This window comes from Pontibacter ruber (genome assembly GCF_023630205.1).
Classification (GTDB): domain Bacteria; phylum Bacteroidota; class Bacteroidia; order Cytophagales; family Hymenobacteraceae; genus Pontibacter; species Pontibacter ruber.
The window spans coordinates 525,833-542,451 of the sequence record NZ_JALPRR010000003.1 but is presented as its reverse complement, the minus strand read 5'-3'; the positions used below and the strand labels follow the sequence as shown (position 1 = coordinate 542,451).

The window sequence follows — 16,619 nt, the reverse complement described above, 5'->3', positions numbered from 1 at the left end:
AAAAGAGTTTAATATTGTAGTTTATAACATAACTTATCCGAAATATATATTATCATTAACTCCATTTCATTTATGAGAATAAAACTACTGGCAAGCTTCTTTTTTGTCTGTACCTTTCTTAGCTGTGATTCAGATAAAGATACAGCACCGGCACCTGAACCTGTAAAGACATTTGACTTTAGTTTCAGGTACGATACCTCTCTGGAAGGGGCAAAAGACTATGAGCTTATTTTATCAGATAAAGAAGGAAAAGTTTTGTTGGATACGCTGATTGCCTTCAACGCCAACCATAACCTGCGCATTAAATCAGCGGACACTAAGCACAACCTCACTACCATACTCATAGACCCAACTAATAACAGGTATTGGATGGAAACCTTTGTTCAGGTTAACCCTCATAAATGGCACCTCCAATACAGGTATGATGGTTCGAGGAACCCGGTTGAATTTGAGAAGGCGGAAATAACTTATACCAACATTCCCTTTGACAGGGATTTTCACTTCAGTTCAAGACTGAACGGTGGTTATGCTGGCTCCTTGTCTTCAAACACTCTTGAACTTAGCTTTAACAGGCTACTTCTGAGAGATCAGGCTTACATTATGCTGCCAAGCCACGGCAAGTATTTATTCACCGAAATAACATCAAGTCAAACCACTGTTGATTTTACAAAGGCGGGCAATACCGAGAAACTCAAATACAGCAAGCCTGCTAACATCACTAATTTCAGTACAGTTCTTGATGGCTTTACCAAAGCTGGTGATTATACAAGCAGGATAAGCCTATATTCTTCATCACGTATCCCTTATCAAGAATATGACCTGCAGTATCCTCCTAGTCCTAATGGTTTTGAAGATTTTAACGTTACAGCATCGTATACCGATGCCGGCGGTTATTATCATCAATATCAACAAGTAGGTAAAAGCGTACCTACAGAAATTGATTTTGCCCCTACTTCAGATTTCTCTGTTACCAAACAAGGGTTCGAGGATTTTGCCATAACATTTACGGATGATAAACCGAGTATGTATAAAACGTATTGGTCAGTGTATGAAACCGGCCTTGACTTATCATGGAACATATACAGTTCACCTGATAAGAGCAGTTATCAGCCAAAATCTTTTTTAGAAGGCTTAAAAAGCAAGAAGTTAACTGGCGTAGATTTTTCTGCTTTAGAACTCAAAACCGTAACCTCTAGTAAATTCGAAGGCTACACCTATCAAGAGTACCTTGATCTGAAAGCTAACCCTGGTTTGTATATATACAATGCGGTAAAGAAATCCAGATGGATCAACAAGGCCTTTTAAGGGTCGAGAGAGTCAATGTTAACAAAACATGAACCCACTGCTTTGCTGGACTAGCAAGGCAGTGGTTTTTTTCATCCCCTGGTTATTCTGAGTGGTGCCCAAGCGGCAGCAATTTGCTTTTACCGGTTCCGGGAGTCGATCAGCGTGTGCTGTGCCGCCAGGTGCTCCCTAACGGCAGGTATGATTTCCCGAACGGGTAAGTCTATGGTAAATGGGTTGAAGGGCAAGGGGGATAAGATATTATATATGAAAATATATTGCCCGCTACATTTGGTAGTTTAAATTACTAAATGAGGCAAGCCTAACTACTTTCAGCCAATTATAACATATAGTTTTATGTAATGGGTAAAGTTCTGCTTTGATCTACGTAAAGCATACAATATTATTTGATACCGGCTATATTCAAGCAATATTTTTTTATAGCCTATATTTGTTTTAATTAAGTATTCACTCACCCACTCCTCCAAAATTTACCTCCCCTGTAAATCAGACGCTCGCGGGACCTTCAGACGCCAAGAGGTCTTTTGAGCCATAGCCAAACAGCTGGGGCACCCGCGTGTGTATGCCATCGATACCTGGGGCAAACTAAGGGCTGGTGAAGTTTGTGAAAGAGGTGGATCAGTTAGAAAATCAGAAACTCAGGGAATAGAAAGTTTTAACCTGGCTGGCAGTGTGTACTCCTGGCAGCAGATTTAAATTTTGCTTCAGAACCAATTTGTTAGCCGCAACAGAAATAAGTTTACTAATATATAATATTTGTTATATTTTAGCAGTCCATACTTAATTCAATTGCATGAGAACAAAACTACTCCCTTTACTTTTCCTCTTTACGCTTACTTTAACGAACGCATTTGCGCAATGGACCTGGCTTAACCCACAGCCGTCTGGTAATACAGGCAAGAGCATCACGTTTGTAACTGCGCAGTCTGGTTTTATTGTGGATGGCTCCAACCTGATACAAACAAATGATGCAGGAGCTACCTGGCAAATACAGCAAAGCATCAGTTCGGGTAATGAGATCAGATTTAAGGATAATCTTGGCTTTATTGTCGGTGACTTCGGAACGGTGTACAAATCAACCAACGCTGGCGAATCCTGGCAAAAGTTGACGACAGGCATCACTGAAAGCCTGAACTCGGTTCACGTCCTGCACACCGATACTATTTATACAACCAGTAACAAAAGCCTTTTTAAGTCAACTGATGGGGGCAACAGCTGGAGCAAAGTGCCTATCAAGCCTTCTAGCCAGAATAGCTACGATCAATACAACCTCACTATTAATAAATCAGCCTTTATCAATTCCAAAGTGGGGCATGTTGCCTGCAACAACGGCTATATTCTGAAAACAACAGATGGAGGGGTAACCTGGAAAGTTACAGAAAGCACCAACACGATTCCTTCTAATTTCTTCACCATCCACTTTGTAAACAGCCAGATTGGCTTTGCTTCCAAAGAACATAATAGTATCCTGAAGACAACAGATGGTGGCGAAACCTGGTACGTGATATCTGACCCTAATCACGCTATCTATTCTTTCTTTTTCCTCAGCGAAAATATCGGTTTTGGAACGGGTGAGTATGGCGTGATTTATAAAACCACAAATAGTGGAGGCACGTGGGAGTCGATAGGATTCCAGAAGGCTTTATATGATGGAACAAGTATGTTCGGCATTCACTTTACTGATGAGAATACCGGATATGCTGCAGGCATGCGGGGAAGAATAGTAAAAACAACAGATGGAGGCAAGACCTGGAGCGACTACGCTTTTACCTATAATAACATTAATGATTTGCAGTTCCCAACCACTACGACAGGATATGCCCTTGGGAGCGAGCTGTACAAAACAACGGACAAGGGTAAAAACTGGGCTACTGTTAACACAGGCTTAGATGAGAGTACCCATTACTACAGGTTCGCAAAATTCTTTTCAGCAGACACAGGATACGTAGTTACGCATGAAGGTTTATACAGCAACAGTATCGACCAATTGTTAAAGACAAACGATGGAGGAAACACCTGGACGAAGCTAACCCTGGATTCTTATGGGATCAGAATCAGTTCTATGTATTTTTTTAATAACAGGTTCGGCTATGTCTGTACTGACTCATACGCCGGGAATGGTTTCTTAAAAACTGTTGACGGAGGCAAGACCTGGCAGAAGATTTCCAACTTCACTGGCGCAACCAGGATGCATTTTGTCGATGAAAACCATGGAATTGCTACCCGCTACGGAGACCTTTACAGGACAACGGATGGCGGCGTTAACTGGATAAAATTACGTGAGGTGTACGGATACTTCACCGGCATCAGTTTTGTGAATGATAATGTTGGCTATATCTCGGCAGAATACGGCACGGTGCTGAAAACCAAAGATGGTGGTGCTACCTGGGAAGAGCTTAGAACAGAATATGATCATTTAAAGGCAATTGCCTTCTCCAGCGAGAACGTAGGATATGTAACAGGTGAGTATGGAAAAAACTTCCGTACATCAGATGGCGGGTACACCTGGGAATCGATCAGCATGCCCTACCTGATCACCAAAATGGTCATTACAAAAGATAAAGACATCTTTGGTTCCGGAACTTTCGGAAAAATAGTAAAAAGTACCCTAAACTATGATGAGTACTCCCTGAAGGCCCTGCCGGCAAGCGATGTTACTGCCGGGGGAGCTGTACTTACGGCTGTAGTGGCTACCAACGGCGAGGCCTTGTCCAACATACGGCTGGAGTATGGCAAAGGCATGTTCTTCGACAAAAGCATAGAGCTTACACCTGCCCAATTGCAGGCTAATTCTGCCGAGAAGTATAAGGTTACATTAGAGGACCTGGAGCCTGGTACAACTTATTTTTTCAGGATCAGGGCCACCTACAAGGGTATACAGCGGACGAGCCAGTTCATAGAATTTGTAACGCTCCCTGCCTTCTCGATAAGTTACGGAATGGCTTACAATGTTAAAACCAACAGCGCTGATCTGTCCGGGTATGTAACATCTAACGACCAGGAAATTACCAACATACAGTTTGAATACGCCACCAATGTTAATTTCACTAATCCATCGAGCATAGCTGCCTCTCCGGGTACCGTAGCAGGAAAGGCTACGGCCAGCGTTGTAGCATCGGCGCAGAATCTGAAGCCCGGCACCCAGTATTACGGCCGTATAAAACTTACTTATAAAGCAAAACAATATTACGGCGCCACTTTCAGCTTTGCCACCAGGCCGGATTATTTGATTCAGATGCAGCCACCCATTGTCTCCAATACAGAAGTAAAGTGGGGAGCGAGGGTTGAAACGTACAACGGCGATATCACTAAAATTGTGTTCCAGTACGGCAAGACCCGTGAATTCGGCTCTGAAGCAGTTGCTACTCCTGATGTGGTACCAAACAATACCTGGCGTAATGTGCAGGCTAGCCTTACAGGTTTAGAGCCACAGGCAGTATACTATTACAGGGTAAAGGCCCTGCAGGGCGACAAAGAGATCTACAGCACCATGCACATGTTCCGGGCCGGCGGAGGCGTGCTGATAGAGGCCGACAAGGCGGAGCAGGTAACCGGCACCAGCGCCATTCTTACCGGCTATGTTGCCCCACAGGGTAGTATGGTCAGCAACATTCAGATCGAGTATGGCGAGACCGAAGCCTTAGGTAAAACGATAGCTGCAACACCGGGCTTTCTGTCTGCCGGCACAGGCATTGTGCAGGCAGAGGTAAAAGACCTGGCAGCCGGCTCGGTATACTATTTCCGGATTAAAGGCACGGTAAGTGGCACGGAGCTTTACAGCGAAAAGGCCACCTTCGCAACTGCCGCACCAACCGGCATAACCGATGAGGAAGACCGAAAACTAAAAGTACACCCGAACCCGACACAGGACAAAGTATACTTCTCGCACCCCGATGTAATGGAGCGCATTGAAGTATACGACCCATTAGGCAGGCTGCTGCTGCGTGCTGAACCCGGGGCACAGCAGTATGTGCTGGACCTTTCGGCCCACGCTAAGGGCGTATACCACGTGAGGGTTTACCACAAGGGCAACGTCTACACCCGTAAAGTGGTGAAGCTGTAGCAACTCTTTGTAGTCTTAGATTATACTTAAAAAGCCCGGGCAGCTAACTGCCCGGGCTTTTTTATCTGGTTATACATTGCCAGAAACATATACAGTGTGGCAAGGCCGCTGATCTGGCAAACCAAAATAATATCAATGGATAATTGTTTTAGTTCTGTGCTATAGAATATAAATATATACTATATTCAACATTCAGAATTTTACTCTTCATTTATGAGAACAAAACTACTTGCAAGCCTCCTTTTTATAAGTACACTACTAAGTTGTGATTCAGAAAAGGATACAGCACCGGCACCTGCTCCTGAACCAATAAAAACCTTTGGTTTTAGCTTCAGGTATGATCCGGTGCCTAGAACCATAAAGGATTATGAGTTGATTGTTTCCCAAAAGGATGGTTCTATCTTGCTAGATACTTTGGTAACAGCAGGCTCTCATCATGCACTGAAGGTAAAATCCAATGAGACTAAATTCGATGTTACAACCATTATTAAAATACCTGAAACAACCAACCATATTTTGAAAACTTATGTGAATGTCAATCCGGACAAGTGGCATATTGACGAAGGTTTCAGCACTTTCGGATCACGGACAACAGAAAGGAGCGAGCTACGCTACTACAACATTCCTTATGACCGAACACACATCTTTTCATCAAAACAAGCTGAAGGAACAGCCTCATCATGGCCAAATACTACTGATAATATCTTGTTCTTAAATTTTGCCAGATTACTGCCAACTGACTTAGCGTATATACTCTTGGTAAATTATGAGAAATACTTGTTTACAGAAGTATCATCAACGAAGATGGATATAGACTTTTCTGGTGCCAATACAGCTTTAAGAAAAAAATATGACAGACCTGCCGGTGCTACCGACTTTAGATCCTTTTTATTTGGGTATACTAAAGCTGGCGACTATGCTAATCGAATGCTTCTCTATAATTCTGACAGGCAACCGTCTGACGAATACGATTTTCTATATCCCTCCACTACAATAGAAGAGTTTGAGTTTAACCTGATTTACACGGATGCCAAAGGCTATCGCCATTCTTATAGAAATATCAGCACACTATTACCTTCTGTTATGAACTTTGCTGCTGAATCAGATTTTATAGTTGCTAAGCAAGGATTCAACGACTTTGAAATAAAGTTCGGGGAAGATAAACCCAGCTCTTATTTAGTATTCTGGGTAGCTAAAGATGTGACTACTCAAGCGCAATGGTACACGTATTCATCACCGGACGAGAAAAACATTATACCAAAAGACTTCTTAGAAAATCTTAAAGCAAAATCTCTGGCTGGCAAAAACTTATCCACCTTTAAATTATATTCTGTTCAGACAGAGAAAGCTAGAGGCTATACTCATCAAACTTTAAGGGATTACTTGGCTAATCCTGAAGCACTTCGAAAGAAGGAAATGAAACAAACCCGCTTGATCGAGAAAACTTTCTAGAATTTCATGAGAACCAGCCTATAACATTAGGTAAACCGGTTATCTGCAGAGCCAGTGGCAGCAAAGTGCTTTTACCGTCTCCTGTAACCCATCAGCGTGTTCTGCGCCGCCAAATGCTCTCTAACTGCAGGTATAATTTCCCGAACGGGTAAGTCTATGGTAACTGGGTTAAAGGGCAAGGGAAGATATTGATGATAAATAAAAATATTTTTCAGTGTGCAAAAAACAGAAAGTCAAATGCTTTTACGATCAACTTTTAATTTTCTACAGCAGACAAAGCTTTGGACTGAACAAGATAGTATCAACGGATAATTGGCTTTATGTTTTAACATATGATATGCTATAGAATATAATTTACACTATATTTAGCATCTAGAATTTTACTCTTCATTTATGAGAACAAAATTACTCACAGGTCTTCTTTTTATCGGCACCCTACTAAGTTGTGATTCAGAAAAGGATACAGCACCGGCACCGGCACCGGCACCTGAGCCAGCACCAATCAAAACCTTCGATTTTAGCTTCAGGTACGACACCCATATGGAAGGTGCAAAAGACTTTGAGCTTATTTTATCGCAGGAAGATGGGAAAGTCGTATTGGATACGCTGATTGCGTTTAACACAGATCATAAGCTGCGCATAAAATCCGGAGACACTAAGTATGACCTTACTACCGTACTTTTCAATGCTCCTAACAACAGTTACTGGGTGGAAACTTATGTGCAGGTTAACCCCGATAAATGGCACCTTCGCTACTCAATGACGTCTAATACGTCACCAATCGAAAGGGAGAAGGCAGAAGTAACCTATACCAACATTCCTAACGACAAGGATATGTACTTCTGGAGTAAAGGGTCTACCGGATATATGGCTACATGGAACGCAGGAACCCTGAAGTTTGCTAATTATACCCGATCCCTTCCGACAGATCTGGCTTACATTATACTGCCAAACTACGGTAAGTATATGTTCACCGAACTAACATCAAATAAAACCACTGTTGATTTTACAGAAGCGGGTAACACTGGCAAACGTAAATATACCAAGCCTGCCGGTATTACTAACTTTAGAACATATCTTTATGGTTATACCAAGGAAGATGAAAAGACTAAACAAAATCTATATTCGTCACTTATAAGCCTTAGTAATGAATATGACCTGCATTTCCCACCAACAGGCATCGAAGTATATGACCTTGAAGTAACTTACACCGATGCCGGCAGCTATTTGCACTCTTACAAATATTATGGCAACCAAATCCCTACAGAAATTGATTTCGCACCAACATCGGATTTCTCTGTTTCTACATCCGGTTTTGAAGATTTTACGGTAACATTTACTGATGATAAGCCCAGCATCTATAACATGTATTGGGCCGCAACCGATGCCAGCTTTGATGCGAGATGGAACGTATACAGCTCACCGGAAAAATCCAGTTTTAAACCAAAAGCCTTTTTAGAAGGTCTAAAAAGTAAGACGCTGGAGGGCAAGAATGTATCTGCTTTTAAACTTTCTTATGTCAGATCGCAGAAAATGAAAGACCACTCCTATCAGGCAATTCTTGATATTATGGCTAATCCTGCTTTATCTCTTTACAAAGAGGTAAAGCAGTCAAGAATTATTAGAAAGCTTTTCTAAACATGAGAATCTTAACATAGGCTATCTGGCATTAGCCTCATCCTTACAAAACCCTTCCAGTAATATGGAAGGGTTTCTTTTTGTAGACTACCGGCTCCGGGAGTAGATCAGCGTGTTCTGCGCCGAAAGGTGTTCTCTGACGGCAGGTATGATTTCCCGAACGGGCAGGTCTATGGTAAATGGGTAGAAGGGCAAGGGAAATCTTTAAGAGAATTAATTAATTTTTACTTCACCAATGTTACGGCACCCCGATAGGTGCCGGTTTCTGTTCGGAGTAGGTAAAAGTATACACCGTCAGCTGCTCCTGACCATTTGGAATCTTTGTGGTTTGCCTGGTATACTTCTTTGCCCCACCTGTTGTATATGCGCAATTCAAACAGGCCTCTCCCATTGTAGATGATCTGAAAATTATCATTTCTGCCATCATTGTTCGGTGTGAAAATATTCGGTATAAACAGATAGGGTGCTACCACCACAGGCATTGATGTAGTAGCCTGACAGCCGTACTGATTTGTAGCATTAAGCGTGATAGTATATGTTCCAGCAGTTTCGTAGGTGTGTGAGGGGTTCCTGCCGTCAGAAGCAAAACTGTCACCAAAATCCCAACTCCATGACACTAAGTTCTCTCCAGTGGCTTTCAGAGTCAACACTTCACTATAAGAAAGTGTGTCGTTTGAGGCCACGATCGAAAGATCTTTAAGACCATTATACTGGATTGCCACCTCATCCCGAACCGTACATATATTATTTGTAACCTCTACCCAGTATGCTCCGGTTTTATTCACGCTAATCGTTGGGGTTGTCTCGCCCGTAGACCATAACACTTTATAAGCTCTATTAGCCTCACCAACCGATAGTGTTACAGGAGCACTGCCGCAAAGCAATTGGTCAGGGCCCAGGTTCACAGCAGGCTGCGTTACAACTTCCACATGGATGTCATCCCTGGAAGTACAGTAACCGTTACTTACTTCAACCCAATAATTTCCAGTGGTGCTTACTTTTATACTTCGGGTGTTTTCTCCTGTCGACCAAAGATATTTTCCTTCGAGTCCAGCATCCAGTATTATTATTTCGCCTGAACAAGAGCGTATATCTGCTCCAAGGCTGACATTTGGTTTGTCATGGATTACTACCTGCTGCTCAAAAGTCTTCACCTGAGTCCCCAAAGTTACTTTTAAAGATACTGTGTAGGTGCCTGGTGCACTATAAGTATGCTGGGATGTCAGGTTTGAAGAGATATTGTTAGCCCCTGAAGCCGGATCTCCAAAATTCCATTCAACCGCATCTCTGCTGCCGATGCCAGTTGCTTTAAAAACTGTCACCTCCCCGAAGCAATGGTTGGTATAGCTAAGGGTGGCTGGATCAGCAAAATAAGAAGTTATAAAAGTAGGTAGCCTGAGGCCTACATAAGCACCACCCAGGAAGAAGCCTGCTTCATTAAAACCAGCTCCTCCGCCCAACGTGTTAGGGTTGTTTATAACACCCAAATAGGCTGCACCACTACCTTGCCCACCACCTTTTGCTGTATAAATTTTCCCATCAGGAGCTAACTGCAAATCCTCAATGATGTTTGTTTGCCCTGCCCTGATCTTATATAAGGAGGTAGCAATTTCGGCAGGAGAATTTTTACTCAAATCGAACTGGTAAATGCCTTCATATATACTGGCAGCATAGACTACTGAAGAATTAGGTGAAAACTCAACACCTCTTAAAACATCATAGCTGAGGGTACCCTGCAGTAACTGTGTATTACTAAGTTTTCCAGTTGCTGTATTAAAGTCAGAGAGTTCAACATATCGCCCAACTGTAGCTGCAATTCTGCTTCCATCCGGTGCTACTTTCATCTGTTCGGCTGACCATTCGTGGCTAAGAGCTGTTGTGCTGACAACAGGGCTACTACTTACGCCAGCACTCGTGACTTTATAGGCCAGGTAATTGGCGGTGTTAAACTCATGTGCAATTACCCAAAAGTCAACGCCATTGGCATGTTGCACTGCAGTTAGCGTCCTCGTAACCGGGTTGTGTAAAGCGCGGTGTTTCTGCGTGACATCTCCATAACCATTATCGCGGGATAAATCTACGGTCGCATAAAACAAACCATAATCAACAGGGCCATTGTAAGGATTTGCAGTGAATATGTAGTGTACACCAGAGGAGCCCGGCTTCGGCACAATAACAGTAGTCTTATCCAGCGACCCTACAGCGCCAATAGTTAAGTCCGTACCATTGGGCATTAGCTCATGCTTCCTGTTCCATACAAGATTGCCATCCGTATAAAACAACAGGTTCCCTTCTTCATCGCTCAATACAGACGACCCGCTGGCATAAGCCTCTACCTTTCCATTTAAATCTGGCACAGGAGGCTGTGTGTTGAAATTAACTCCCGCGAAATTATCAAAATACCAATGGTTAGCCTTGTTGCTCTGGGCAACACCATGCAGTACCGGGATTGTAATAAACAGGAATAAAAAGATGTACTTCTGGAGTAGGAAAGATAGCCACATGCTCACTATTTAAAAGTCTAAATATATTAAAAACTTAATAGTAAGTGATGACAGAAAAAGATTACAACCAACTGCTGTGGATCATGCGGGTGAGGATGCCTTCGGTTACGACCTCGATGCGGGTAGCGGCGGAGGTGCGGTTCTCGAAACGAATGCGGTAGCCGACGGTCTGGCCTACCTCCTCGCCCAGCAGCTGCGCCAGGCGCTCGGCAATGGTTTTGGCCGCCAGGCGCCGGGGCTCCAGCATCACGATCTTCTGGCCCTCGAGCCAGGCCTCGTCCAGCAAAGCCAGCGGCAGCAAGGTGCTTTTACCGGCTCCGGGAGGCGCGTTTACGATCAGCGTGTTCTGCGCCGCCAGGTGCTCCCTAACAGCAGGTATGATTTCCCGAACGGGTAAGTCTATGGTAAATGGGTTGAAGGGCAAGGGGAAGTATTTATACTTTACAGGCAGGTAATAACACCTGCCTGTAAAGTTAATAAGATCTTACACTATTATAAATTTAAGCGAAGTTTCATCGATTCCCACTTTTGACTTAATGCAGGATTTACTTCATTAAAATATTTACTATCAAGTAACACAGTACCCCAAGCTAGAGTAGACTCATAGTTTATCACATTATCAATGATTAAATTATCACGATTGTTTCCAGAGGTAGCAGAGAATATTAGATTGAAGTCTTCAAATATTTTATCAATCTTCTTTTTGAAAAAGTACAATTTAAATGCCTGTTGAATAATAGTAAGTGGCAAAGCTAACTGTAGTACCGTAGTTAACGTCTTATTATTTGTAAATAGAGCTAAACATAAAAAAACCAATATAACAGCACACATTTTTATAAACATCGGTGTAAGCATTTTAGAAGATACAGTTTTTGTAAAGAGTGAGTTTTCAAAACAGTTTACTCCCATTTTTATGACACCAACTGATGTTCTGTCATTCGAAAAATAGCCTACAGAATTCTCCTCTGCTAACGTTGTACCAAGACTGTTATCAATAAAATCCTTTCTCCGTTTTCTTTCAGACTCTTGGAAGGAGTAGTTAAAAACTAAGTCAAGTACGAAATACCCAAGAGCAAGTATAGATATTATTGAGTTAAGCGTAGTTTGCAAAAATTCATTATAGGTTGGCAAAAGATGAAAAAAATCAATTGCGAACACTAACAAAGACAAACCTGCAGAAAACCATAGCAGTTTGTTTAAATAGGAGTCAATGCGATTTAAATATTTATAATCAACATCTAGAGGTACTAATCTTATCATATGTTATCTTTCTTTTTTATAAGTTTATTTGAATGGGCATCTGGCCCATACCAGATGCCTGTTTGTAGCCATACTTCATAGAAATAAATCCAGCCTGAAGTCCATGCTACTATCTCTTTGGCAACAAGATTCTCCCTTTTCCACTTATAGTTGTCAGGGTGGTATAAACACAATGACTGGCTGTCTGAGTAAAAGTGTGGTGGGTTCTCCACTAACGTCGGGTTTAATACTCTAACGATAGGACTCTTGCTGCCTCTATATTCAAGTGAAACAGTATAAGTGGGTAATTCTGGCCTAACAGTTAGATTACCGACAAACTCTATGCTCCCATTATCTTTCTTTTTGTGCTTAAATTGAGGATAAGCACTCTTCATAGCATAGATTTGAATATTTGTGTTATAATATCTCCTATTGTGAAACATCGCCAAAATACCCTTTTGATGCTAATACTGATTTTCCTGAAGAAGTAGAGATGGCACCTGTAGATGCAACCTTTAATGTACCTTCGGACAAAGCCCTAGAGTAATTCTTTGCTTCCTCAGTATCTACAGTAGGAAAATCTCTGCCAAAAAGCCCTTTCCAGATTTTGATGGCTTCAGCCTCATTACCACTCTTTTTATACTCATGAGCTTCATTGAGCTTAATTTTAGCCTCTTTAATTAATATTATAGCCTGTTCATAGGCTTTATAAGAGGTAAATTTACCCTGTTCGGCGTAATACTCCGCTTGATTAAACCACAGCCTTATACCTTCCTCGTAATTGGCAAAGGCATTTACCGTAAAAATTCGTATAGCAACTTCTTCAATATGGTAGGATGGCATTAGTTTATCCAAATCTCTATTTCTATACTTTGCTACCTTGACAACTTGCTTTACACTATAATTTCGGATCCTATGCACATCAGCAAGGTCTTTAGTTAGTTTTACTGGGTAAGAGTACGTCCATGACTTAAGGTCATAGTTTGGTATTAAATAACCTCCGGTTTCCTCTTCAAAACTGGGTAGAATATCAAAGTTTTTATCGCTTAGAGATATCGTAACACAAGGCCTATCTTGTTTTACTTTACCGGCATAATCAGCCGAAGAGTTCAGATAGTTCTTTAGCTTAGTTAAGACACTCTGCGGACTGCACAATTGACCATATTCATTAGTATAATCTTCTCTTTTCAGTACAGCAAATATGTCTATATCATCAAGTGGTCTCAAAATAGTATCTCGCTCATAGGACCCATTTGTAAAAATTCTTTCGACACTTAAATCATTATCATCATCTAGCAAATGATCTTTTATGTTGGAAATCGAGCCATTAATGCTCTCTTCTTGTCTGTCAGTAACAGATATTTTATCTATAAATTTTTTTATACACTGTAATAATGTTGCCATGTTTTATATGGTTAATCGTTATATTATTATACTTCACTTCATACAGCCAGCCACTAGTGCATACTCTTACCATAGCTATAGAGTAGCCTAGTAAGTGCTGTACAGCATACACCGCTCATGAAAATCCAATGATAAGAATAATATGTCCTCCAACGCTGAATTCCGAATCCTACATTTTAGGAAAGGAAATAGCCTCGGTTAATATATCAACCTATCCATCCACTATAGCAGATAAGATCTGCCATAGAACTTGTTTTCCGAAAATTTAACCTGTTCCTTCTGCTACATATTCATTAAATGAGAACTCTTGTCTGACTTTGTACAGGTGCAGACAAATTACCTATGGTGTCCAAGGTTACACCATGACCTATTAGAATTAAAGTAGCCGGGAGGGCGGGTTGGCTAGACCTTGTGAAGATTTCGATAGGTATTGCAATTTGTAACAAATATGTTACCTTTGCGTTACAATTCAACTAGTAGTATCAAACACACAACAGAATCCTGCAAGATTCTGACCCTATTCAAACCAGCAATCTGTGTTACCATAGATAAGCTAGTTTTATTCTTTCAGGCTGTACATCTTTCGTGCCAAACCAATAAGATATTAAAATATATCGATTTGACAGCAATTCTTCCTTTAAAACTGACATAGTAGCAGTCAAGACAGAAGAGACAGTATAACTATGACAGCCATTCTGACAGCCCATACGCTGTTCATAATTATTAGTATTTATACTGCATTGTTAAATTGGTAACCCAATAATATTAGTAAAAAACCAAATAATTTAGTTCTTTCTAATATTCAATTACTTAGGTTATCTCTCCGCTGGCGCGAGCTTGCAGCTCGTGCCTTTTTTTTTCCACAAAGCTATACCTTCAGCACAAGTAACAGTACGAGCTACAAGCTCGCACTAGCATTAGTTCTCACTAGCGTAATACTTTCCTAACCCAAAATCCGGACGCAGCTGTTATAAGTATAAGCAGGAACATAAGCCGGAAGTATAAATTTCATAACAAGGAGGGGCTATACTTTGTAAGTTTTCGGTGGTGTACTGGATAGACGTGTTTACGCGGGAAGAGTACTTTGCCATACTTACATAAAGCTTGGACTAAGCCGCAAGAACAAAGGCATGGAGATCTATGCTTGGTGCATCATGCCCAGTCACGTGCACCTGATCTTCCGGTCAACAACCCAAGCGTGCTGCTGAAGGAGCTGAAAACGTATACTTCCAAACAGAACATCCCCCTACCCCCTTCAAAGGGGGACTAAGTATAGCCGAGCACAACCATGAGAGCCGGAAAGAATGGATGCTCTGGCTGATGGATCGGGCCGGCCTGAAGAACAAGAATGTGCCCACCGGCTTTCTGGCAGCAACACAACCAACCCATCGAGCTGTGGAGCGCAGCTGTAATAGATCAGAAAATCGACTACATCCATAACAACCCCGTGGAGGCAGGCTTTGTGTCGGAGCCGGAGCATTGGAAGTATAGCAGCGCGATTGACTTTAGTGGCGGCAAAGGGGTGCTGGAGATTGACGTTGCCTGACTAGTGGAGGCACGAACTGCAAGCTCGCGCCAGCGGTGATACAGCGGTAAGTACAAGCTCGCACAAAAGACAATGAACTAGCTCTATAAACTATAAAAGCGGGGCGCTAACGTTATGTAGCAGCCCCGCTTTTATGTATGCAATTAAAATTGATAGCTGTTCTGCAGCTTACATTCCTTACGCCTCCTGTTTCTGGGCAGCCAGTAAGGTATCAAGGTTTTCCATTGCCATGGTCAGGCCTTCTTTAAAGCCCATCTGGATGGTAGTTTCGAGTTGTGCCAGGTCATCAAATGTGATCAGGTTCTCTACTAAGGTAACTTCCTCTTTGGGTGTAAAGCTTACCTCCCACTTCGATTGCGGCATTTCTTTATTTACCACTCCTTCGGCATCGGCAAAACCATCCAGCGCGGTAAAGCGCTTTTTAGGGTCGATGGTCTTGTAATTGGCCAATGCCCAGTGCTCCTCACCTTCGGGGCCAACCATGGCATAGTGCCAGTAGCCACCTTCTCTGAAATCCATGGTTTTGGTGCGGGCTTTCCAGGGTTTAGGCGCCCACCATTGGTCCAGTATCTCGCTTTTGGTGTAAGCATCCCACACTAGCGGGAGCTCTGCTGCAAACGCTCTTTTAACAGTGATCGTTTTGTTTTCCTTGTTCACTGTGAACTCGAATTCCAGGTCGTGTTTCATGGCTTATTATGTTTTAGGTTTGATAATACATTGTCAAGTTCGCTGAAACGGTCTTCCCAGATCTTTCGGAACTGGTCCAGCCATTTGTCTATTTCTTTCATTTTAGCTATTTCCAGCTGATAGTATATTTCCCGCCCCTGCTGCTCCTGTTTTACAAGCTGGCACTCGGTCAGGATCTGCAGGTGCTTCGAAATAGCTTGCCGGCTGGTGTCAAAATGTTCGGCTATAGCATTCGGCGTCATGGCCTGCAGGGCAATCAAACCAATAATGGCTCTTCGGGTAGGGTCTGCTATCGCCTGGAAAACGTCTCTTCTCATTTCTGGATTAAAATATGCAACCGTTTGTTTGCTAATATACGCGCAATTAATCGGTTGCGTTAATTATTTTTTATTTATTTATATCTAACGCTCTAAAATAGAAGCTACAGGTGTAAACTTATAGCCTTATCCTGATCCATATCTTTTCTGGTTTTGCCTCATTTACATCGCAGTTTGCCAGGCGCAGCTACCGATTATCCCCTTGAGGATAGGGCTGTTTCATTCTCTTCTTTCTGGCGCGGATCTGCGATGAACACTAAGCCTGAGTACCTTGCCAAAAGGTAAAATGATAAACGTGTCAGGACTAGTGCTTCTCCAGTTTGGTTTTTAGAAACATGTTAGACTTATAAAATCAGGGAAGCGCAGGATTACCCTGTATTCATAATTTCTGATTTCTGAATTTTAATTTGGCGCAGCACCAGTTATACGTTGGATGGCACGCACAGAATCTGCATGCAACTGTG

The 16,619-nt window shown here is 42.1% G+C and carries 11 protein-coding genes and 1 pseudogene; 5 read left to right on the top strand and 7 right to left on the bottom strand.

Going from position 1 to position 16,619, the window contains the following annotated elements:
- Positions 1-72: 72 nt before the first annotated feature.
- The 4 genes from MJ611_RS14155 to MJ611_RS14140 all read left to right on the top strand — a co-directional run bounded on the left by MJ611_RS14155 (position 73) and on the right by MJ611_RS14140 (position 8,458).
- A complete protein-coding gene (locus MJ611_RS14155; RefSeq protein ID WP_250430511.1) occupies positions 73-1,305 on the top strand; it encodes a hypothetical protein in 1,233 nt (410 codons plus the stop codon).
- A gap of 793 nt (positions 1,306-2,098) precedes the next feature.
- Positions 2,099-5,368 (top strand): YCF48-related protein, encoded by a 3,270-nt coding sequence (locus MJ611_RS14150; protein ID WP_250430509.1) that lies wholly within the window; start codon positions 2,099-2,101, stop codon positions 5,366-5,368.
- Positions 5,369-5,581: 213 nt separating this feature from the next.
- Positions 5,582-6,820 (top strand): hypothetical protein, encoded by a 1,239-nt coding sequence (locus MJ611_RS14145; RefSeq protein ID WP_250430508.1) that lies wholly within the window; start codon positions 5,582-5,584, stop codon positions 6,818-6,820.
- Positions 6,821-7,213: 393 nt separating this feature from the next.
- Positions 7,214-8,458, top strand: a complete 1,245-nt coding sequence (locus MJ611_RS14140) for a hypothetical protein (RefSeq protein WP_250430506.1) — start codon at positions 7,214-7,216, stop codon at positions 8,456-8,458.
- Positions 8,459-8,682: 224 nt separating this feature from the next.
- Here the strand turns inward: MJ611_RS14140 and MJ611_RS14135 are convergent, their stop codons facing one another.
- From MJ611_RS14135 to MJ611_RS14115, 5 genes and pseudogenes are all read right to left on the bottom strand, one after another.
- Positions 8,683-10,962 (bottom strand): PKD domain-containing protein, encoded by a 2,280-nt coding sequence (locus tag MJ611_RS14135; protein ID WP_250430504.1) that lies wholly within the window; start codon positions 10,960-10,962, stop codon positions 8,683-8,685.
- Between the two features lie 73 nt (positions 10,963-11,035).
- Positions 11,036-11,386, bottom strand: a pseudogene (locus MJ611_RS14130) (DEAD/DEAH box helicase); the annotation flags it as partial.
- A 68-nt stretch (positions 11,387-11,454) separates the two neighbouring features.
- On the bottom strand, positions 11,455-12,222 hold the full coding sequence (locus MJ611_RS14125) for a hypothetical protein (RefSeq protein ID WP_250430503.1): 768 nt from the start codon (positions 12,220-12,222) through the stop codon (positions 11,455-11,457).
- Positions 12,219-12,596 (bottom strand): hypothetical protein, encoded by a 378-nt coding sequence (locus tag MJ611_RS14120; RefSeq protein ID WP_250430500.1) that lies wholly within the window; start codon positions 12,594-12,596, stop codon positions 12,219-12,221. Before MJ611_RS14120 ends, MJ611_RS14125 begins: the two co-directional genes overlap by 4 nt.
- A gap of 34 nt (positions 12,597-12,630) precedes the next feature.
- Positions 12,631-13,605 carry a nucleotidyltransferase domain-containing protein gene (locus MJ611_RS14115; protein WP_250430499.1) on the bottom strand — a complete coding sequence of 325 codons (975 nt, stop codon included), beginning with the start codon at positions 13,603-13,605 and terminating at the stop codon, positions 12,631-12,633.
- A 1,348-nt stretch (positions 13,606-14,953) separates the two neighbouring features.
- Between MJ611_RS14115 and MJ611_RS14110 the strand changes: the two genes are divergently transcribed.
- Positions 14,954-15,151: a hypothetical protein gene (locus tag MJ611_RS14110; RefSeq protein WP_250430497.1), complete on the top strand. Its 198-nt coding sequence runs from the start codon at positions 14,954-14,956 to the stop codon at positions 15,149-15,151.
- A 177-nt stretch (positions 15,152-15,328) separates the two neighbouring features.
- Here MJ611_RS14110 and MJ611_RS14105 read toward each other — a convergent pair whose 3' ends face one another.
- Together MJ611_RS14105 and MJ611_RS14100 are read right to left on the bottom strand one after the other, a co-directional pair.
- A complete protein-coding gene (locus MJ611_RS14105; protein ID WP_250430496.1) occupies positions 15,329-15,838 on the bottom strand; it encodes an SRPBCC family protein in 510 nt (169 codons plus the stop codon).
- A complete protein-coding gene (locus MJ611_RS14100; protein WP_250430494.1) occupies positions 15,835-16,155 on the bottom strand; it encodes an ArsR/SmtB family transcription factor in 321 nt (106 codons plus the stop codon). The genes MJ611_RS14105 and MJ611_RS14100 overlap by 4 nt, the downstream gene beginning before the upstream one ends.
- Positions 16,156-16,619: the final 464 nt, after the last annotated feature.

Coding starts and splice junctions, on each gene's coding strand:
- MJ611_RS14140 (WP_250430506.1), top strand. CDS start 7,214: ATGAGAACAAAATTACTCACAGGTCTTCTTTTTATCGGCACCCTACTA.
- MJ611_RS14120 (WP_250430500.1), bottom strand. CDS start 12,596: ATGAAGAGTGCTTATCCTCAATTTAAGCACAAAAAGAAAGATAATGGG.
- MJ611_RS14115 (WP_250430499.1), bottom strand. CDS start 13,605: ATGGCAACATTATTACAGTGTATAAAAAAATTTATAGATAAAATATCT.
- MJ611_RS14105 (WP_250430496.1), bottom strand. CDS start 15,838: ATGAAACACGACCTGGAATTCGAGTTCACAGTGAACAAGGAAAACAAA.
- MJ611_RS14135 (WP_250430504.1), bottom strand. CDS start 10,962: ATGTGGCTATCTTTCCTACTCCAGAAGTACATCTTTTTATTCCTGTTT.
- MJ611_RS14150 (WP_250430509.1), top strand. CDS start 2,099: ATGAGAACAAAACTACTCCCTTTACTTTTCCTCTTTACGCTTACTTTA.
- MJ611_RS14125 (WP_250430503.1), bottom strand. CDS start 12,222: ATGATAAGATTAGTACCTCTAGATGTTGATTATAAATATTTAAATCGC.
- MJ611_RS14110 (WP_250430497.1), top strand. CDS start 14,954: ATGTGCCCACCGGCTTTCTGGCAGCAACACAACCAACCCATCGAGCTG.
- MJ611_RS14145 (WP_250430508.1), top strand. CDS start 5,582: ATGAGAACAAAACTACTTGCAAGCCTCCTTTTTATAAGTACACTACTA.
- MJ611_RS14155 (WP_250430511.1), top strand. CDS start 73: ATGAGAATAAAACTACTGGCAAGCTTCTTTTTTGTCTGTACCTTTCTT.
- MJ611_RS14100 (WP_250430494.1), bottom strand. CDS start 16,155: ATGAGAAGAGACGTTTTCCAGGCGATAGCAGACCCTACCCGAAGAGCC.